Below are 19,073 nucleotides of genomic sequence, written 5' to 3'. Positions count from 1 at the left end.
CTGTCAACGGACACGCCGATCTCCGGGTGAGCGGTCAGATTTCTCCAGGCTGATGGCCATCGGAATTCCCGGTGCGGTCACCAGAAATTTAGGCGGGTGGCCAGGCCGATCCCAGTAGGTGGTCAGGTCAGGGGTCGGACGCCGCGGCCGGATAGGGCCTCGGCGAGACGGTGGGACTCTCCGCTGGTCTCGACGAAGTGCGCGTGGTGCATCAGCCGGTCGACGGTCGCGGTAGCGAGGGTTTTCGGCATGATCGTGTCGAAGCCGGACGGGTGGATGTTGCTGGTCACAGCGATACTGCGGCGTTCGTAGACGGCATCGACGACGCGGTAGAACGCCTCGGCGGTGTCGTGGCCGACCGGCAGCAGCCCGATGTCATCGATCACGATGATGTCGCTGCGGCAGATCCGGCCGATGGCCCGGGAGATCGTCCCGTCGACCTTGGCGCGGCCGACGGCGGCGGCGAGGGTCTCCAGTGTGAACCACGACACCCGCAGGTCTTTGTCGATCGCCAGATGGCACAGGGCCTCGACGAAGTGGGACTTTCCCGTCCCCGACGGGCCGGAGATCACACAGTTCTCCGCGCGGGTGACCCATTCCAGGGTCATCAGCGCGTCCTGGGTGGCCTGGCTGATCGATGAATCGGTGGCACGCCAGGAGGAGAAGGTCTTACCGGAGGGAAACCCGGCACTTTTGCGGCGGTTGGCCCGGGTGGCGCCGTCGCGGCCGACGACTTCCTCAGCCAGCAGGACCCGGACGACCTCGGCGGGATCCCAGCGTTGCGCACGGGCGGTGGCCAGGACCTCGGGCGCGGCTTTGCGGGCATAAGGAAAACGCATCCGGCGCAGCAACGCCTCCAACTCGGGCGGGATCGGCGGAGCGGTGGGCAACGTGACGCTCATCGGCGTGTCTCTTCCTCAGTAGGCGTGCGGTTCGATGACGAAGGGCCAGGTGACGCAGGAGTGGGTGACGGGTGCGGGTGAGCGGACAGAGCGGCCCAGGAGGCGGTGCCGGGCTGGGCCGAGTGGGCCTCATCGGCCACCGCCGCCTGCGACTGTTCCTCATGCGTGGCCAGGTAGTCGCAGATCGAGGCCAGGTCCTCATCCCCGAAACGGCCGTGGATCGCGGCCAGCCCGAGCGCTTGGTCCACCCGGGTCGCACCGACGATGGCGGCCAGTTCGACGGCGCGGGCCATCTTGGCGCGGATACGGGCCACCCCGGTCGCGGCAGCCTCGATCAGCCACGCCTGCGCGCCGGGGCCGATGGCAAGGAAGTCCTGCTCGGCCTTGCTCTGCGGCCGCGGGCGGGGCTGGCGGGGCCCGTTACCGCCGGGGTGATCGGGGTAGTGCTCGGCGACGATGCGTGGCCGGCCCGGGACCGACAGCTCGTGCCGCCACACCTCGGTCAGCGCGCCCGCACGGTCCGAGCGCAGGTCACGGCCGACGATGACCAGGTGGTCGCCGTGCACCCGGCACCACACCTTGGCACCCTCATGTCCGGGCGGGACCGAGTAGCGCACATCACCCCACCGGATCGTGCGGTCATCACCGACCAGGCGCTCGTCGCCCAACGCCAGCACATACGGCTGGTCGGGGACCAGGTGCAGGCGCGCGCGTTCCTCGGCGAGCATCTCGGCCGGGACGCGGTGGGTGGCACGATGCCGGCGGGTGTTGACCTGCTCACACCAGGTGGCGCAGGCCTCCTCCAACTCGGCGAAACTCCCATAGGCCGCGCGCAGGTTGGTGGCCGTGGGCACCAGATCCGCCTTGGCGATCTTCACGGTGTTCTCCACCCCGCCTTTGGACTCGGGATCGAACGGCTCGCAGGTGTGCACCACGCACCCGTAATGCCGGCCCAGCTCCACCATCTGCGGATGCCGGACGGCCACCTTGGCGATGTGCTCGACCGTCACCGTCTTGGGGTTGTCGGTCAGCAGATAGGTCGGCGCGCCGCCGATCCGGCGCAGCGCCGCGTCCAGGCACGCGGTCAACGTCCCCAGCGTCTGATCCCACGTGGGCAGCACCACCCGAAACCGCGACCAGGCCAGCCAGCAGCAAAACAACTGGGTGCGCCGATCGCCGATCCGGGGTCCCTCACCCCAGTCCCACTGCAGCCACATGCCCGGCTCGGGGATCCAGGGCCGGTACACCCGGCGACGTCCGGCCCGCCAGGCCGCTTTGATCTGCGCGACCGCCCGCCGGGTCGTCCGTTCCGACCCGGTGAATCCCATCGCCACCAGGTCGGAGTGCACGATATCGGCGCGGACGGTCGCCTTGGACAGATCGACCTTCTCCTCGATCTTCGCCAGGAACGGGTCGATCAGCTTCGCCCGTGGCGCTGTCTGGTAGGGGTTGCCCCCGGCCGCGCGGATCGCGACATAGCGTTGCACGGTCTTGGGATCGCACCCGGCCAGCCGGGCCGCCGACCACGCGCAGCGGGTCAGGTCGTAAGCCTCGTAAATCTCCATGAGCTCCATGCCAGACTTCGTCACGGGCCCCCTCCGCGGGATTGGGTTCAGGTCTCGACAACCCGCAACCCAAGCCCCCGCGGAGGGGCGCCCACGTGGTGACACACGGACAAGATCAGGAGATCTACCTGGCCATCAACCAGGATTTCCAATGACCGCCAGCCGGGACTCCCTGTCCATCAGCCTGGACTTATCCGTCCGCTGAACAGGAGTTTCTCGTGGCCGCTCACACGGGCTCACCCCCACGGGCGTGGGGAGGACGACTCGTCATGGTCGTGGCCTTCCCTGATGAGCGGCTCACCCCCACGGGCGTGGGGAGGACTCCAGCGCTTCCTTGACGTCCTTGACGCCGCCCGGCTCACCCCCACGGGCGTGGGGAGGACTTGGCCAGCGCCTGCGTCCACCCGGTGACCCGCGGCTCACCCCCACGGGCGTGGGGAGGACACCCAGACCGGCGACAGCGCGTATCCGCCGTTCGGCTCACCCCCACGGGCGTGGGGAGGACGGTCAAGGCCGCCAAGGTGACCGCACATGTGGCGGCTCACCCCCACGGGCGTGGGGAGGACGACGCAGGACAGTGAGGCACTGATATGCGTGCCGGCTCACCCCCACGGGCGTGGGGAGGACGCCTGGATCTGCTCCGGCGACATGCCCCGCAGCGGCTCACCCCCACGGGCGTGGGGAGGACGGCGGCGGCGGGCCGAGCGGACCCAGCTACGGCGGCTCACCCCCACGGGCGTGGGGAGGACCCGATCCGCTGCATGTCCACCCGGCGGCAGTCCGGCTCACCCCCACGGGCGTGGGGAGGACGACATGTTCGCTGACATGTTCACGTTGTCGATCGGCTCACCCCCACGGGCGTGGGGAGGACGGCGTCATGAACCTGTCCGTTGCTCTGATCAACGGCTCACCCCCACGGGCGTGGGGAGGACACTTCCCGACCTGCAGGTTCACAATCTCACTTGCACTTTTCAGAGCGAGGCATGTGACAGCCAGCCGAGCTTATACACCTGATCAACTATAGCCATCCTGTGCCATCAGGGCTTGCGGCGATGGCGGGCTGGTGATCGGGGAGGTGACGACGCGCCCTTCGGCGCGGGTTCTGGGTGGGTTCTTTCCGGGGGTGTGGCGGGAGCGTCCAAGCGTGCCACGGCGGCGGAACTCAGGGTCGCTGTCGTGAGGCGCGATAGGTTCGGCGGTGCCTGCCCGATGGCGGTGATGACGGTCTCGTTGACCACCATCACATCGAGGTTCAGGCGGGTCGCCGTACGGACGACCTGACGGGCGATCTGGCCCGACGGCAGGCCGGCGACGATCGGCGCGACGGCCTGCAGGGCCCGCATCCGGTCTTCGGGAAACCGCAGGCGAGGGAACCGGTCGAGTTCGGCGTCGACCACGACGTCCGCGAGTGGCACCCGCTCGCCTTCCAGTAGTCGAGCGAGGGCCACCGGGCCGTCTTGGGCGAGGATCGCCGAGGGGTCTCGGCCCTCGGGAAGGCGCACGGCTTCCGCGCTCCGCAGCAGGTCGAACACCCTGGCGGCGCCGCGTACCCCTGCTGAGTCCCCGTCGAAGGTGACCACGACCCCGGCGTCCAGGTCGGCAACCTGTGCGAGAGCGGCGACCTGCGCGGTGGTGAGGGCCGTCCCGCAGGTCGCCACACCCGCGTACCGCCCGCCCCCGGCCAAGGTGACGGCGATGGCGTCGAATGGGCCCTCGACGATGACCGGATGGGCACCCGCGGCGAGAAGCCGGCGGTTCTCGGCCAGGCCGTACAGCACGCTGCCTTTCGCCGACCCTCGGTTGGCCAGGTACTTCGGACCCCGGCCTTTGGGGGAGTGGCGCGCGATGAAGCCCGCGATGTCGCCATCCTCCGTCCGCAGCGTCAGCACGATCCGCTCTTGGAAGGCGTCGACCAGGCGGGAGCCGCGACGCCTGGCCAGGCCGGACGCCTCGATCATCATGTCCTCATAGCCGCGGCCTCGCAGATGCGCGACCAGTCCCCTCCGGCCGCTCGGCGCGTACCCGATCCGCCACGCCCTGGCCGTGGCCGCGTCGATTCCACGCGTGCGGAGGTACGGCAGGGCCCACCTGCGGCCCAGCTGCCCGACGAAGAACCGCTCGGCCTCAAAGTAGACGTCCTGGCCTTCCCTCCGCGGCAGCCCTGGCCGTCCGGCCGCGCCTGTCGTGGGGGTCTGTGCGTCACTCGGCTCTGCCTGCGCGCTCTGCGTCCGGCCATGTCGTACGGCTTGCGCCGCTGACGGTGACGCGCCCTGCAGATGGGAGGTGAGTAGCGTCGCGCTCAGGAGGATGCGGTCGCCGACCATGCGGATCGTGGCGAACCGGGGAGCCCGGGGATCGGATCCCGCCCAGCTGGACACGTTCGGAAAAACGATCCTCGAAGGGTCCATGCCGAGTCGCCGCAGGACCAGGTAGGCGACCGAATCGGCCTCCATCTTCCACACGCCCCCGCAGTCGGGCGAGGTGACGGCTGGGACTCCGGCCGGGTGTTTCAGCAGGATGTGCCCGAGTTCGTGGGCCAGAGCGGCGACGGCAGCGGCATCGTGCGCGTCGTCGGCGATGCGGATGAAGCGGCGCCCGTGCTCGTTCCGCAGCACGGTCACGGCCACCCCGGCGTACGGCGACCGCACGACGGGAAAGCCCATCCGCTCGGCGAAGGCAGAGAGTGCTGTCAGGGCGGCTGCGGGCTCGAGTACGGCTGCCGCCGCTTCATCAGGGACTGGGCGGCCGGTGGTCTGCGCGATGTCGAACACGGTCGTCGGACGTGCCGTATTCGGCTGGATGATGCGGATCCCGCGCTCCCCCTTGGCCACCTGACGGCCGAGCCGCCGCCACGATTCGTAGCCGGCCAGCATCGTGGCGTCCGGCCGGGCCGCCCGGATGAGCATGAGGGCGGCGAAGCCGTACCCGCGATGTCGCGAGGCGAGGTCGAGCCATTCCGCCCAGTCCTGGCCGCTGCGCAGCAGGGAGGTTTGCCGGGCGGCCGCGTCCAGAAGAGCGGCGTCGGGGCGTTCGGCTTCTTGGGGACGTTCGGCGTCTCGAACCTCGTGAACCACGCCTTCGAGGCTTGGTGGCCCGGATTGCATCGTCTGTGACACGGTCGGCGCACGTCTGCCGGTACACGATTGCGGCGTTTCCGCGCGGGGGCTGGCCTGACTGGAGAACTGAGCGCGTTCAGATGGCGTGGCCAGTGAGGATCTTGTGCCAGAGCTCCCGCGTTCGGGCGGAGGGGAGCCACTCGGTTTCCATCATCTGCTGCCCGCTTCGGCTCCGGTCGGTCCGCCGGACGAAGAAGAGGCCACCGGCCTGGCACAGCTCGTAGATCCGCGCCCGGCATTCACAGGTGTGCTCTTTCACTCTGATCCGAGCGCAGCGGGAGTGTGGCTTCAACCACCGGACCGTCGCCGCGTCGGGCTGTGCGGCGGCGGCGTGAATGCCGTGGTAGGGCTCCGGAATCACGCTTCCCCCAGGTGCTCTGTGGCGAGCCGGGTCTGCTCCTCGAGCTGTACTGCCAGGTCGGTGAGATCGCTCGCGTCGATGGTCATGGCGAGATCGGTCTTGAGGAGCACGTCGAGGGGGAGTTGACGCCTCCGAGTCGCCAACGCCCGAGTGTTGCCGCGAATCACCCAGTCGTCGCCGTACGCATCGATGAGTTCTTGAAGGGACGGTCCGTCCTCTCCGAGGGCGGAATGTGTGCGATGGTTGCTCAAGGTCAGGACCTCACTCCTGATCGGTGGGCCCGTCGGCGTGGCGTCGCCGGCGGGCCCGTTTCTCTTCTTTGGCTTCGGTGGGCGGCCCCGGTGCCCCCTCAGACGTGGGGGCCGCCCGAGCCCCGCCGATCGCGGCCAACTGCGACCAGCGGGGCAGCTTCGATGCGCCTGACAAGTCGACAGACGGCAGTTCAGTCGATCGCCCAGATCAGAAAGCTCATGCGGTTCCCCTCAGCTCGGCCCACGCCACATGCCCGTCTCGGGTACGGCTACAGCCACATGAGTCCGTGAGAGCGGACACCTCAGACCACTCGTCCTTCTCTCCGCCTGTCACGGGCTCGCCGGGGTCGCGGACCTCCACGCGGAGGCCGTCACGGGCGGGAATGATCGTTACCGCGATCACTCCCTCCTTAGGAGTGCGGGGCACCGCATTCGCGACCAGACGGGACACCACATGCTCACATCCATCGGCAAGCCCCGGATGAAACCTCCTCGCCGTACTGCGTGCCCACGGGCGCACTGTGTCGGCCGCCTCGGCGAGGCCTGGCAGAGTTCGTCTGTACATCAGGGATACCGCCTAAGCTGGTGACACCGCTTCACCTATGGTGACCACAGCTTGCAGGCTGAGGACACAGCCTGTCAACCTGTTCCGGTGGATCTCGACCGCCCGCTATGGCTGCGCATCGTCGAACACTTCCGGCAGCAGATCAGCACCGGCGAACTGCCCCCGGGTGCACGGCTGCCGTCCCGCCCGGAGATCATGCGAGAGTTCGGCGTGTCCGATGCGGTCGCCAAGCAGGCCGCCCGCGTCCTGATCTCCGAGGGCTTGGCCGTGGCCAAACCGGGCTCCGGAACCTATGTGAAGGCCCGGCCCCAGCTCCAGCGCCTCGTACGCGCATGGAACCGCGGCAGTCGTCCCGGCAGTCCCGTCGCCGCCGAGATGGAGGCCCAAGGCCGCCGGGCAGCGTGGGACTACAAGTCGCGCACCACGCAGGCGCCCGCCACCATCAGGGAACGACTGGGCCTGCCCGAACCGACAGGGGGCGCGCCCGATGCACTCCGTACGGACTATGTCTTCTATGCCGACGAGCAGCCGGTCATGCTCTCCACGAGCTGGGAGCCGCTCGACCTCACCAGGGGCACGTCGATCGTCATGCCGGAGGAAGGCCCGCACGCGGGACGGGGCGTGGTCGAGCGGATGCTCGCCATCGGCCACCCCGTCGTCGACTGGAGAGAGACCGTCGGCGCCAGGCTGGGGACCGCCGAGGAGTGCGCGAAGCTCGACCACCCGCAAGGGTCGGTCATGCTGACGATCGAGCGGACCTATGAGTCGCGGACCCGGGTAGTCGAGACGGCCGACATCGTGCTGCCGGCCGACCTGTATCTGCTGGAGTACTCGGCCCGGATGGGCCAGAGGGAGTAGATCGCCGATGGGGCCGTCGGCGCTATGTCGGCCGGCGACTCGGGCTGCAGCCAGTTGGCATCTCCCGATGTCCATGGATTCGCCGGTCGGCCGGGTGTCGCGAATCCGCTCTGCGGACGCGCCCAGCGGACTCGTAAATCACTCTCTGGCACCCCAGGTTTGGGATCCGCGCTGGATAGTGGCAGCCTTTTGTCGGATCCGCTCGAAATCGCAAATGGTCTAGGGCTGCGGCGTCGCAGGGATACCGCCATCTGACGGTCGGGATTTTCTGTGAGCAGGGAGCCTGAGCAGCCGACCGAGCCACTCGTCAGCAATGCAGATGGAGCTCCTACTCGGCGCATCCCAGCTCGATGGTCGTGCCTCCGCCACCCTGCCCAAGCCCGGCATCCGAACAGGGTGAAAAGACAGGGCGCCATGACCGGCTGCCGTTCAGTCACAGGGTGAGCAATGGGTCCCCGTGACCCTTCAGCGTGTCCATAACTCGCTCAGTCTTGGACCTAAGGCGGGGGGAGGCTGAATGAAACTTGGTCGCCAACCTGGGTTTGCTCTTGTCGAAACCGACCAATCCTTTTACCCTACGTTCCGCAATCGAGTAACTACAGAAAGTGTTGATGTGGCTCGCATAAAGGGCGCTTGCCTGCTGGCTCTGGTGGTCACCGTCTCAGGATGCGCCGCTTCGCAGGGCGCGAGCCGTACGGCGACGCCGGCCGTGTCGCCCAGCGGCAAGCCCGCGCTGGACGTCCCTTCCCCGCGAGCCACTACCGCGGAGGAGGCCGTCATCGCCGCCTATACCGCTTATTGGCCGGCATCGAATCGGGCGGTCACCCTGCCGCTGGAGGAGGCACGGCAATTGCTCAGCCAGTACGAGACCGAGGACCAGGTCGAGGGCGCGGTTGCGGGCATCAAGCGATACCAGGCCATGCACCGCCAGGGGTGGGGAAAGGTCGTCGTGCACGTCCAGAAGGTCACGGTGAAGGGCGACAAGGCCGAACTTCTGGATTGCATGGACGCATCCGGGTCCGGGGAGGCGGACTCGCGCACCCATGAGCTCATCCCCGGCACGCTCAGCAGCCCGTACCTCGCTGTCGAGGCCGTGCTGCACAGGGGAGCCGACGGGCGGTGGCGTCTCGCGCAGAAGAAGGCGTTGGGAACGAAGTGCACTCGGTGACCGCCCTGCTTGTGGCCGCGGTGATCGTCACACCCGTGACCGCGGTGCGTCCGGGACCCGACCACGGCAACGGAGCCGTCTCTCTGCCGACGGGCTGGGAAATATGGGCCAAGAGCAGCCCGAGCACGCCAGCCGACCCCGGCCGTGTTCGACCGGCGGCGTCCCCGAAGCCGAGTGAGGGAGCCGACCCCGATTGCTCGCCGTCGCTCGACGGGTCCGAGCCAGACCGTTTCTACTGCGGGTTGGTCCGGCCGGGAGACGGCAAGGCGGCGGTGACGCCGCAGATGCTGGCGGCCCAAGCCGTACGGGAACTGGTCCTGCCGCTGCCGCAGGTGCGGACCGCGCCGCCGCGAGGCCGACCGGCCATGGTCGGTGTGCCGCAGTGGTTCTGGCTGTACGGCGATGGCCAGTGGAGACCGATGGCCAAGCGCGTGCAGGCCGGCGATGTCTGGGCCGAGGTCGTCGCGTCGCCGCAGCGGCTCGTCATCTCGCCGGGCACCGGGCTCCCCGACGTCGTCTGCCAGGGCCCCGGCAGTGCCTATGACCCGCATCGCCCGCCGAAGGATCAACAGAGCGGCTGCACCTATCTCTATGAGCGGTCCTCGGCCGGCCGGCCCGGCGGCCTCTACCAGGTGTCGGTCACCGTCATGTGGGGCGCGACGTGGCGGGGCTCCGGGGGAGCGGGAGGCACCCTCGCCCCGATCAGCCGGACGACCTCCTTCCCGCTGCCCGTGGCCGAGGCCCAGGCCCTGGTGGCCGAATGACTCGGGGGCCGATCACCCCGGTAACCGCATCGCTTGAGGAGCTTCCCCCGATGGTCCGCACCCGTACGCATGACACGGTCAAGGCGCCTGCCCTGCCTCGCCGGCGCCGCCCGGCGATGTTCCTGCTCGTCGTGGTCTTCATCGGCCTGGGCGTGCTGGCCGGGCAGTACGCCTACGCCCAGCTCGACAAACGTAGCTCCGTGGTGGTGGTCGCCCGGGATGTGCCCATCGGACAGGTGATCGGCCAGGACGATCTCGCCGCGGTGCGGATCGCCGCGGATCCGATGGTCGCCACCGTCCCGGCCGGGCGGCTCTCCGAGATGGTCGGCCGGGTCGCCGCCGTCGACCTCGTGGCCGGCACGCTCCTCGCGGACGGTCACACCACTGATGCGATGACGCCCGGGCCCGGCCAGCAGCTGGTGCCGCTCGCGCTCAAGCCCGGCCAGCTCCCGGCGCGTGGCCTGCGCGCCGGAGACCACGTCCTGGTCGCCGCCGAACCGACCGATCCAGGCCAGGCGAGGGCCGGCACCGCGACGAAGGACATCCCCGCGACCGTGGACCGGGTGGGTGAGGCCGATCCCGAGGGGACGAGGGTCGTCGACCTCCTGGTCGGGCCCGGGGTGGGCGGCCTGATCGCGCGGGAGGCCATGCGCGGCCACATCGCCCTCATCCTCACCTCTCGGGGGGACGCCGCGTGACAGGCACTACGTCACGTTGCCGCCGCTGCCCGTACGGCTCCCGCCGGCCCGGCGACCGGTCGAAGGAGTCGCGGGGATGACGATGATCGCGGTCGTGTCTCCGGGTGGATCGCCCGGGGTCACCACGGTGTGCCTGGCCGCCGCGTTCAGCTGGTCCAGCCCGGTCCTACTCGCCGAATGCGGCGAAAGCAGCGTGCTGCCGGGCTACTTCGCCGGGCGCCAGCCGTACCGGGCCGGCGTCGTCGAGGTGGCCATGACGGCCGCCCGAGATCTCGGCGCGGCACGGGTGCAGCTGGAGGAGGAGACCGTCGCGCTGGACGGCGAGGCCAGGCGGAAGCTACTCCTTCCCGGAGTGGCCGATCCACGCCAGGCACTGCAGATCAAGGACTCGTGGCCGCAGATCGCCGAGGTGCTGAAGACCTCCGACCGCATCGTGCTCGCCGACGTGGGCGCCCTCGGCGTGGAGAGCGTGCCATACGCCATCCTCACCGCAGCCGACGCCGTGGTGCTCGTGCTGCGCCCGACGGTGCGCTTCGTGGCCAGGTGCGGCCCGCGCGTCGAGGCGCTCAGCCGCGGCCCCCTCGCGGCCACGCCGCGATATCTGCTTCTGATCGGCGAGGGACCCTACTCACCGGCGGAGATCAGCCGGGCCCTCGGCGGAACGCCCGTCCTGGGCATGATCCCGATGCTGCCCCGCGCGGCGGAGATCTTCTCCGACGGAGCTCCCCAGCACCTGAGATGGTCGGCCCGGCTGCAGATGTCATCCCTCCTGCAGGCCGCCACCGGCTTCGGCGTCGAACTGTGGGAGCACCTGAAGTCCCGGACGTACGGCCAGGCGTCCGTCCCGGATGCGGGTGAACCGCCTGGTACGGCCAGGCCGCCGCGGCAGCTCGCCCCACCGCCGCCGGTCACGTCGACGCAGGTGATGCCGGCGTCGCACACGCCGCCGCCGTCCTTCGGCGCCGGCTCCGCTCTCGACGCAGGCCTCGACACGACGACCGGAGAGAGCCGATGAGTGAGCATCCGCTGTGGCTGGTCGAGGATCTTCCCAGTCCCGCACCCACCGCATGGCCGACCAAGCAGGGGAACCTCCTCCCGGCCCCGGGCTTTCCCGAACCTGCAGCCGACGACCTCGACGACGTGGCGTTCCGTACGGCCGTCGACGAGATCAGCGCCCGTGCCGCCGAACCCCTGGAGGGGGTGGCCACCCGCGAGGAGGCCGTCCAGATCATCCGGACCGAGACCACCGCGTGGGCGCGCGAACGGTTGACCGGCGGGATCGTCGTCTCGCCCCGGACACACGCCCGGCTGGTCCGGGCCGTGGAGGACGAGCGGTACGGCCTGGGCGCGCTGGAGCCGCTCATCGCCGACCCGGCCGTACAGAACATCGACATCAACGGCTGCCGCGAGACCTGGATCACCTACGCCGACGGGAGCAAAGTACGCGGACCGGCGGTCGCCGGCAGCGACGAGGAACTCATCCAGCGCATCCGCATGTGGGGCATCCACGGCGGCCAGACCTCGCGGGAGTTCTCCACCGCGACCCCGCTGCTCAACGCCGCGCTGAAAGAGCGGGTACGGCTCGCGGCGGTCATGGCCGTCACACCCCGCCCGCACGTGTCGATCCGCTGCCACCGGCATGTCGACGTCACATTGGCCGACCTGGTCGAGCTCGGCACGCTGGACGCCGGGGCGGCCGCGTTCCTGGCGGCAGCCGTACGCGCGCGCAAGGACATCCTGGTCGCGGGGAGCGTGAACGCCGGCAAGACCACACTGCTGCGGGCCCTGGCAGCCGAGATCGACCCCGACGAGCGGATCGCCACGCTGGAAAGCGAGTACGAGCTCTACCTGGACCAGCTGCCGCACCGGCACCGGGACGTGGTGGCCATCGAGTCGCGGCAGGCCAACAGCGAGGGCCACGGCGAGATCACCCTGGACGCGGCGATCAAGCATTCGCTGCGGCTGAACCCGGTACGGATCATCGTCGGCGAGGTGCGGGCCGACGAGGCCTGGTCGATGCTGCAGGCGATGAACTCGGGCCAGGAAGGCTCGCTGTGCACCATCCACGCCAACTCCGCCGAGGAGGTCTTCCCCCGGCTGCTGATGCTGTGCCGCTCGGGCGGGCTCGCCCTGTCGTCCGAGGACATTCACGGCATGGTTGGCATGGCGGTCGACTTCGTCGTCCACATGCGGCGGGACGCGCGCACCAACCGGCGGTACGTCAGCGAGGTGCTGGAGGTCCTGCCGCCCGCCGACACCCCGATGCCCTCCCGCAACCACATCTACCGCCCGGGATCGGACGGCCGCGCCGTCCCGGCGACCTCGCCGCAGTGCATCGACGAGCTGGTCGCCGCCGGTTTCGACCCCGCCCTGCTTCGGACGGCCGCGCCGTCCCGGCGACCTCGCCGCAGTGCATCGACGAGCTGGTCGCCGCCGGTTTCGACCCCGCCCTGCTGTGGAGGGCGTCATGACCGGCTCGCTGCTCGCGCCGCTGGCCGGCGGTCTCGTCGCCACGGGGATCGTCTGCCTGGCGGTAGCCGTACGAGAGCAGACCCCGGCCCCGCCCCGGCCGGACGGCAGGATCGCGGCCCTCGCCGGTGCCGTACGCCGCCCCGCGATGCGCAGGCAGGCCGGCGCGGCGGTGCTGCTCGGCCCCGCCGTGCTGCTGCTGACCGGCTGGCCCATCGCCGGCCTCGCCGCAGCAGCCGCCTGCTTCGCCGTACCACGCCTGGCCGGAGGCCGCGGTGCCAAATCACGCATCGCCCGCCTCGAAGGGCTCGAACAGTGGACGCGCCGGCTGGCCGACATGCTCAGCGCCGCATCCGGCCTGGAAGACGCCCTGGCCCGCGGCGTCGAGCACCCGCCCGAGGCGATCGCCGCCGAGGTACGCGACCTCGGCCGCAAACTGGCCATGCGAGCCGACACCGAGCAGGCGCTGCGCGCCTTCGCCGACGCCCTCGACGACCCGGTCGCCGACCTGATCACCGCCGCGCTCATCCGCACCACCGCACGGCGGGGCGTGGGCGTACGGCAGGTGCTCACCAACCTCGCGGCCATGGTCGCGGCACAGGTGGCCGCACGCCGGGAGGTCGAGGCCGAACGCGCCCGGCACCGTGCCACCATCCGCTGGATCATGGTGTTCCTCCTGGGCTACAGCGTGTTCGCCGCGCTGAACCGGGAGTACGTGGCACCGTTCAGCACGACGGCCGGCCAGGTGACGCTCACCGGCGTCGTCGCCTGCTACGCCATCGGCTTCTGGTGGCTGCACCGGCTCGGCAACGCCCGCCCGGCGGGCCGGTTCCTCCACCGGGAACAGAGCGGGAGGCCGCAGTGAGCGTGCTGTTCGTCGTGTCCGGGGCCCTGATCGGATTCGGGCTGTTCCTGCTGGTCGGTGAGCTGCGGCCCGCGCCGCCCCGGCTGGAGGAGGTGGTGGCGCGGCTACGGCACGGCTACGTCCCACCCGACACATCGGGTGGCGTGGCCGAGCGGATCGGCCGCGTCCTGGCCGCCCGCCTCGGCGGGTTACCGTGCCCGCGCCGCGACCTGGCGCTGCTCGGGCGATCGGTCGAACGGTTCCACGCGACCAGGGCCGGCTGTGCCGTACTCGGCCTGACGCTCCCGGCCATCGTGTCCGCGCTGCTGTCGGCCACCGGCGGCGACCCCGGGATCGCGCTGCCCGCCGGGGCCTCCCTGCTGGGCGGACTGCTCCTGGGCCTGGCCCCCGACCTGAGCGTCCGAGCCGAAGCCGCGCGACGGCGCGCCGACTTCCGGCATGCCATTACCGGCTACCTGGACCTCGTGGCGCTGGAACGCAGCGCCGGGGCCGGACCGGCGGACGCCCTGGAGAAGGCCGCCTCGGTCAGCGACGGCTGGGCGTTCGGTCGCATCGCCGCCGTGCTGGAGCAGGCACGGCGCAACCAGCGACCACCCTGGGAGGGACTGGCCCGGCTGGGTGAGCAGGTCGGCGTCGCAGAGCTCACCGACCTGGCCGACATCGCCGCGCTCGCCGGGCAGGAGGGCGCCCGCGTCCTGGAGACGCTGATGAGCAAGGCCGCCTCGATGCGCGGGCAGGCCCTGGCCGCCGCCAAGGCCGAGGCCAACGGCCGCACGACCACGATGGTCATCCCGATCGCGTTGCTGGGCGCGGCCTTCCTGCTCCTGTTGACCTTCCCGCAGATCTATCGGCTGGTCGCCAGCTGAACAGGAAAGGAAAGCCGCCGATGCGCCTTCCCGGAAACCACCTGCCCCCGCAGATCGACTGCCTGCTCATGCAGGTGAAGGTCCTCGGGCACCGCCTGCGTGAGGAAAGGGGCGCCAGCACCCTGGAATGGGTCGTCCTCACCGCCCTCATCATCGGCATCGCCATCGGTGCCGTCGCGGTCTTGAAGAGCAAGGTCGACGAGTGGCTCGGGAAGATCCCGTGAGCGCTCCCGCGGCGGCATGGCCATCCCGCCCGCTTCGGGTCTTCGCCGACCGTCGTGCGGTATCGCCGGTGCGATCGGGGGAGCGGGGTGCGGCCACGCTCGAGATGGTCGTCCTCTTCCCGATGCTGCTCCTGGTCCTGGCGATCGCCGTGCAGGCCGTCTTCGTCTACCAGGCCAGATCCACCGCACAGGCGGCGGCGCAGGAAGGAATCCGGGCGGCACGCGCCCACGGAGCGGCACGCTCATCGGGGACGGCTGCGGCGCTGCGGTTCGCCACCCGCGTCGGCGACGCCTTCCTCATCCAGCCATCGGCCCGGGCCGGGGGCGATACCCGCACTGTCGAAGTGGTCGTCTCCGGCCGGGTCCCGACATTCCTGCCCGGAGCCGACTGGACCATCTCGGAGACCGCCCGGGCCCCAGTCGAACGCTTCGTCCCCGCGAGCCGGCCATGAGCGGCCCACGCCGTACGCGGCGGGGTGAGCGGGGGAGCGCGACGCTGGAGCTGGTGGTGCTCGCACCCGTGCTGCTGGCCTTCATCGCGCTGATCGTGCTGGCCGGGAAAGTGGCCAACGCCTACGGCGCCGTCGAGTCGGCGGCACGCGACGCCGCCCGGCAGGCCTCCATCGCCCGCGACCCGGCCCAGGCCAGGCAGACCGCCACCGCCGGCGCGGCCGCCGTACTGCGCCGCGAAGGCCTTCGCTGCAGGCCGTCCATCTCGGTGGACAGCTCCGGGTTCTCCCGGCGCATCGGCACCGCCGCCCAGGTCACCGCCCGGGTGTCCTGCGTGGTCCCGCTCGGGGATCTGCTTCCGGGGCTTCCCGGTAGTCGGGCGGTCCGGGCGTCGTTCACCTCGCCCATCGACCCGTTCCGCGGAGCGTGATCATGAGGAGTGATCGGGGATCGGTCACGGTGTTCACCGCCGTGGTGGTGGGCCCGCTGATGCTGCTGCTCGCGGCCTTCGTCTGGGACGGCACGGCAAAGCTGCGCGCCGGACGGGAGGCCTTCAACATCGCGGAGGAGGCGGCCCGAGCCGGAGCCGGATACGTCGACCGGCGCACCGCCTACGCCGACGGCCGCTACGTGGTCGACCAGACCGCCGCGCTTCGAGCCGTACGTTCTTATCTCGCCTCCACGGGATATCCCGGCAGCGCGTCGCCGGTCGGGACCCAGGCCATCCGGGTCCGCGTACGGGTCACCAAGCCCACCCTTTTCCTGGCCCTGATCGGCGTCAGCGACATCGCGGTTACCGGTACGGCAACCGCCCGTCTCGTCCCCGGCGTGGAAGGAGAGCTCCGATGAGGTTCCGCCTGCTCGATGGCCTGCGGGCACTGCTCGCCGCCGCCGTCCTGGTCGCGCTGATCGCCGGGGTCCCGATGCTCCTGTACGCGCTGGCCGGATCCCCGCTGCCCGCGCACTTTCCCGGCCTGGACGAGATCGGCCACACACTCACCCAGCGCGACGACGGCACCCTCTTCCTCGGCGTGGTGAAGGTCGCGAGCTGGGCGGCGTGGGCCGCCTTCGTCTTCACCACCGCCGTCGACGTCGGCTTCCGTGTGCGCGGCCGCGTCACCCCGCGCCTGCCCGGACTCGGCCCGGCCCAGTGGCTGTCGGCCCAGCTCATCTCCTCGGTCGCACTGGCCGCCGGCTCACCGGCCGCGTTCGTCATGGCCGCCGTACCGCCCGCCGCGGTGGTGACCACGGCCTCCGTCGCGCTGGCCGACACCACCGTCGAGCAGGCTGCCACTGTGCCGGATACCGGATATGGGCCCGTACGGCTCACGGGCGCCGTCCACCACGACGTCGGTCTCTCTTCTTCATCTGATCAGGCACGAGCCCGGCTGGTACGGCTCACGTATGCCGCCTATCAGGTGCGCCGCGGCGATTGTCTCTGGACGATCGCCGAACGGCATCTCGGCGACGGCGAACGCTATACCGAAATCGTCCAGCTCAACCAGGGCCGCGTCATGACGGACGGAGCCCGGTTCACTCGGCCTGACCTCATCCACCCCGGCTGGGTGCTGCGCGTGCCGACCACGGCCAAGCACCTCGACAAGATGGAGCTCCCCAGGCCGGACAGGCACCCAGGCCACTCCAGCGGTGCCTCCGAGTTCTCCCGACCGCACGATGGGGCGACTCCCACGCCTTCGACGAGCCCGGGGGAGCGGGCGGAAGCCGTACAGGAGGCACGCCCATCCACCGAGAACCTGGAGGCTGGGAACCCGAGCGCTCGCCAGGGCCAAGCCATACGGGCACAGCCCGAACCGACCACGGTCCTGCTCACCGACGGCGGAGCCGAACGGAACGGCGATGCCGCGATGCCGGTGGCCGCAGCCTTCGCCGGGGGAGTGGCGGTCGGCTCGCTGTTCACCCTGGCCAGGCTCCGGCACGCGCAGCGGCAATCCCGCCGCCGAGGCCGCCGCATCGCGCTGCCCGCCGATCCCGGCACCCTCCGTGCCGAGCAGGAACTGCGCCGCCTTGCCGTACCGGAGGCACGAACGCGCGCGCGTGAGGCGCTGGCCTGCCTCGGCGGCGCCGTAGCCGCCGAAAGGCGCGACATCCCGCCCGTGCTCGGAACACGGGTCTCGACCGAGACCGTCGAGGTCCTGCTGGCCGGTCCTTCGGGTACGGCTCCCGCACCCTTCACCCAGGGCCGTACGAAGGCGACCTGGCGACTCGACATCGGGAAAGTCGTTCGACCAGATGATGCGGTCGAGGTGCTCCCCGCGCTGCTCACCGCAGGACACCTGCCCGAGGGCCAGGCCCTGCTGGTCAACCTCGAACACCTTCAGGTCGCCGTCGTGTCCGGCCCCGACCAGCTGGCCGACCGCCTGCTCGTGACCGCGGCCACCGAACTCGTCACCGCAGACGGGCCGTGGTTCGACGTCCTGGCCGTCGGGTTTCCCGAACTGGAAGCCGCGGGAGGACGCGTCCGCGCCTGCGCCGACCTGACCGAGGCGGTAGGGCTGCTGGCCGACCGGGCACGGGAACTCCGTGGACGGCTGGCACAGACCGAAGGCCCGGGGGACGTCGCTGGCCGCCGCCTCCACGACCCCGACGGCGACTGGGCGCTGACCGTCCTGATCAGCAGGGACGCCCCCTCGGCCGATCAGATGGCCCGGCTGATAGACACGGTCACTGCCCTGCCGGGTGGCCTGGCCGCCCTCGTCCCCGGCGATGCTCCATCCGCGCCGAGCCGGTTGGTGCTGTCGCAGGATGACGACGGCCCGCTGCTGGAGGTCGCCCCGCTCGGCCTTGCCGTACGGCCGCATCTGCTGTCGATCGAGTCCTATGAGCGGCTGGGGGAACTGTTCACCGTCGCCGGCGACACGGGTGATGTGGCCGCCGACGCCCCGCCGTACGACGCCTGTGCCCGAGAGAACCTGCTGCCGCTGGCAAGCGGCATGACCGCATCATCAACCGCGGAGCCGGTCGCTGACCAGGAGGAAGGCACGGCGTCGCAGCCCGGGAGAGACGCCGAACAGCAGGAAGAAGAAGGATCGGGGGAGGCCGAGCCAGCGACCGGGCGCGACCAGGTGTCGAGCGTCGTGCAGGTGTCCATCCTCGGGCCGCTGGAGATCACCGGTACGGCCGCCGACCTGCAGCCGAAGATGGCCGAACTCGTGCTCGCCCTGGCTCTGGCCGGGCCGATCGGACTGCGCAACGTCCAGCTCGCCGCCATGATGGGCCCCGACCCCGACACCCCCAAGCCATCCGACCAGATGCGCCAGCTCATCACCCGCACAAGGGGCAAGCTGGGCAAGGCCCCCGACGGGCAGTCCCGGATCCTGTGCGACTCCGTCTACGTCTACCGAGCCCACGGCATCACCTTGGACTGGTCGCGTTTCCAGGAGCTCGCCGACCGCGGTGCCGAGCGCAATTCGACGGATGACCTGTGGGAGGCGCTCGCCCTGGTGCGTGGGCCGGTGCTGGACGGGTGCTACCACTGGTGGCTGGAGACCCCGCTGATCGAGAACATCCGGGCCGAAATCGTCGACGCCGCCGACCTGCTCGCCGAACTCGAGCTCGACGCCGGCCGCCCCGACCGCTCAGCGCGCGCCGCCCGCCTGGGGCTGGGGTCCGACCAGTACGCCGAGCAGCTGTGGCGGGCGCTGATGCGTGCCGAGTACGAGGCCGGGAACATGAGCCGCGTCCACGAGACATGGAAGGCCTGCCTGAAAGCGGTCGCCGAGGTCAGCGCCGACGGCGACCCCCACCCCGAAACCACCGCCCTCTACCGCCAGCTCACCACCACCCGCCGCCCCATATAAGAACCCTGAACAGGGGGTCAGCGGGTGAGATGCGCCAATTGAAGCTCTCTGACCAGGGCCGTTGGTGCCTCGTGCCTGTCCATCGTAGATCTTCACCGGTTGGCAGATGTGCGAATAGCTTGGATCTTTACTT

16 protein-coding genes, 1 pseudogene and 1 CRISPR repeat array are annotated in these 19,073 nt (G+C 70.4%); of the genes and pseudogenes, 13 read left to right on the top strand and 4 right to left on the bottom strand.

What is annotated here, in order from left to right:
• Nucleotides 1–122 precede the first annotated feature (122 nt).
• The 4 genes from istB to AP234_RS37480 all read right to left on the bottom strand — a co-directional run bounded on the left by istB (nt 123) and on the right by AP234_RS37480 (nt 6,087).
• On the bottom strand, nt 123–902 hold the full coding sequence (gene istB / locus AP234_RS30530) for an IS21-like element helper ATPase IstB (RefSeq protein WP_055483217.1): 780 nt from the start codon (nt 900–902) through the stop codon (nt 123–125).
• Nucleotides 899–2,476, bottom strand: coding sequence for an IS21 family transposase (istA, locus tag AP234_RS30525; RefSeq protein ID WP_063843141.1), 1,578 nt, complete (start codon nt 2,474–2,476; stop codon nt 899–901). The genes istB and istA overlap by 4 nt, the downstream gene beginning before the upstream one ends.
• Nucleotides 2,477–2,699: 223 nt before the next feature.
• A CRISPR array of direct repeats spans nt 2,700–3,399; the repeat unit is 29 nt; unit sequence CGGCTCACCCCCACGGGCGTGGGGAGGAC.
• Nucleotides 3,400–3,504: 105 nt separating this feature from the next.
• Nucleotides 3,505–5,541 (bottom strand): toprim domain-containing protein, encoded by a 2,037-nt coding sequence (locus tag AP234_RS30520; protein ID WP_055483216.1) that lies wholly within the window; start codon nt 5,539–5,541, stop codon nt 3,505–3,507.
• Nucleotides 5,542–5,940: 399 nt separating this feature from the next.
• Nucleotides 5,941–6,087: a hypothetical protein gene (locus tag AP234_RS37480; RefSeq protein ID WP_160330523.1), complete on the bottom strand. Its 147-nt coding sequence runs from the start codon at nt 6,085–6,087 to the stop codon at nt 5,941–5,943.
• 760 nt (nt 6,088–6,847) lie between these two features.
• Here AP234_RS37480 and AP234_RS30510 point away from each other — a divergent pair.
• The 13 genes and pseudogenes from AP234_RS30510 to AP234_RS30445 all read left to right on the top strand — a co-directional run bounded on the left by AP234_RS30510 (nt 6,848) and on the right by AP234_RS30445 (nt 18,940).
• A complete protein-coding gene (locus tag AP234_RS30510) occupies nt 6,848–7,618 on the top strand; it encodes a GntR family transcriptional regulator (RefSeq protein WP_055483214.1) in 771 nt (256 codons plus the stop codon).
• Nucleotides 7,619–8,231: 613 nt separating this feature from the next.
• Nucleotides 8,232–8,786 (top strand): hypothetical protein, encoded by a 555-nt coding sequence (locus tag AP234_RS36790; protein WP_152990703.1) that lies wholly within the window; start codon nt 8,232–8,234, stop codon nt 8,784–8,786.
• Nucleotides 8,783–9,550: a hypothetical protein gene (locus tag AP234_RS35575; RefSeq protein ID WP_055483212.1), complete on the top strand. Its 768-nt coding sequence runs from the start codon at nt 8,783–8,785 to the stop codon at nt 9,548–9,550. The genes AP234_RS36790 and AP234_RS35575 overlap by 4 nt, the downstream gene beginning before the upstream one ends.
• Nucleotides 9,551–9,600: 50 nt before the next feature.
• Nucleotides 9,601–10,248 (top strand): SAF domain-containing protein, encoded by a 648-nt coding sequence (locus AP234_RS30495; RefSeq protein ID WP_055483211.1) that lies wholly within the window; start codon nt 9,601–9,603, stop codon nt 10,246–10,248.
• Nucleotides 10,249–10,324: 76 nt separating this feature from the next.
• Complete coding sequence (locus AP234_RS30490) at nt 10,325–11,263, top strand: hypothetical protein (protein WP_055483210.1); 939 nt, start codon at nt 10,325–10,327, stop codon at nt 11,261–11,263.
• Nucleotides 11,260–12,384, top strand: a pseudogene (locus AP234_RS39725) (CpaF family protein); the annotation flags it as partial. The gene AP234_RS30490 and the pseudogene AP234_RS39725, both read left to right, overlap by 4 nt.
• 331 nt (nt 12,385–12,715) lie before the next feature.
• Nucleotides 12,716–13,582 (top strand): type II secretion system F family protein, encoded by an 867-nt coding sequence (locus AP234_RS38990; protein WP_055483207.1) that lies wholly within the window; start codon nt 12,716–12,718, stop codon nt 13,580–13,582.
• Entirely contained in the window at nt 13,579–14,448 is an 870-nt protein-coding gene (locus tag AP234_RS38985; RefSeq protein ID WP_055483206.1) for a type II secretion system F family protein, read from the top strand. Before AP234_RS38990 ends, AP234_RS38985 begins: the two co-directional genes overlap by 4 nt.
• 20 nt (nt 14,449–14,468) lie before the next feature.
• Nucleotides 14,469–14,672 carry a Flp family type IVb pilin gene (locus AP234_RS37475; RefSeq protein ID WP_055483205.1) on the top strand — a complete coding sequence of 68 codons (204 nt, stop codon included), beginning with the start codon at nt 14,469–14,471 and terminating at the stop codon, nt 14,670–14,672.
• 68 nt (nt 14,673–14,740) lie between these two features.
• Nucleotides 14,741–15,124 (top strand): TadE family protein, encoded by a 384-nt coding sequence (locus tag AP234_RS35565; protein ID WP_160330522.1) that lies wholly within the window; start codon nt 14,741–14,743, stop codon nt 15,122–15,124.
• Nucleotides 15,121–15,552 (top strand): TadE family protein, encoded by a 432-nt coding sequence (locus AP234_RS30455; RefSeq protein WP_055483203.1) that lies wholly within the window; start codon nt 15,121–15,123, stop codon nt 15,550–15,552. Before AP234_RS35565 ends, AP234_RS30455 begins: the two co-directional genes overlap by 4 nt.
• A 2-nt stretch (nt 15,553–15,554) precedes the next feature.
• Nucleotides 15,555–15,971, top strand: coding sequence for a pilus assembly protein TadG-related protein (locus tag AP234_RS30450; RefSeq protein ID WP_055483202.1), 417 nt, complete (start codon nt 15,555–15,557; stop codon nt 15,969–15,971).
• Nucleotides 15,968–18,940, top strand: a complete 2,973-nt coding sequence (locus tag AP234_RS30445) for a BTAD domain-containing putative transcriptional regulator (RefSeq protein WP_055483201.1) — start codon at nt 15,968–15,970, stop codon at nt 18,938–18,940. Before AP234_RS30450 ends, AP234_RS30445 begins: the two co-directional genes overlap by 4 nt.
• The last annotated feature ends 133 nt before the right edge of the window (nt 18,941–19,073 follow it).

It is taken from the genome of Sphaerimonospora mesophila, from assembly GCF_001417795.1.
Classification (GTDB): domain Bacteria; phylum Actinomycetota; class Actinomycetes; order Streptosporangiales; family Streptosporangiaceae; genus Sphaerimonospora; species Sphaerimonospora mesophila.
Note: the sequence above shows the minus strand (reverse complement) of the source record. Positions and strands in the feature narration are given on the sequence as shown.

Coding starts and splice junctions, on each gene's coding strand:
- istB (WP_055483217.1), bottom strand. CDS start 902: ATGAGCGTCACGTTGCCCACCGCTCCGCCGATCCCGCCCGAGTTGGAG.
- istA (WP_063843141.1), bottom strand. CDS start 2,476: ATGGAGCTCATGGAGATTTACGAGGCTTACGACCTGACCCGCTGCGCG.
- AP234_RS30495 (WP_055483211.1), top strand. CDS start 9,601: ATGGTCCGCACCCGTACGCATGACACGGTCAAGGCGCCTGCCCTGCCT.
- AP234_RS30490 (WP_055483210.1), top strand. CDS start 10,325: ATGACGATGATCGCGGTCGTGTCTCCGGGTGGATCGCCCGGGGTCACC.
- AP234_RS38990 (WP_055483207.1), top strand. CDS start 12,716: ATGACCGGCTCGCTGCTCGCGCCGCTGGCCGGCGGTCTCGTCGCCACG.
- AP234_RS37475 (WP_055483205.1), top strand. CDS start 14,469: ATGCGCCTTCCCGGAAACCACCTGCCCCCGCAGATCGACTGCCTGCTC.
- AP234_RS30455 (WP_055483203.1), top strand. CDS start 15,121: ATGAGCGGCCCACGCCGTACGCGGCGGGGTGAGCGGGGGAGCGCGACG.
- AP234_RS30450 (WP_055483202.1), top strand. CDS start 15,555: ATGAGGAGTGATCGGGGATCGGTCACGGTGTTCACCGCCGTGGTGGTG.
- AP234_RS30445 (WP_055483201.1), top strand. CDS start 15,968: ATGAGGTTCCGCCTGCTCGATGGCCTGCGGGCACTGCTCGCCGCCGCC.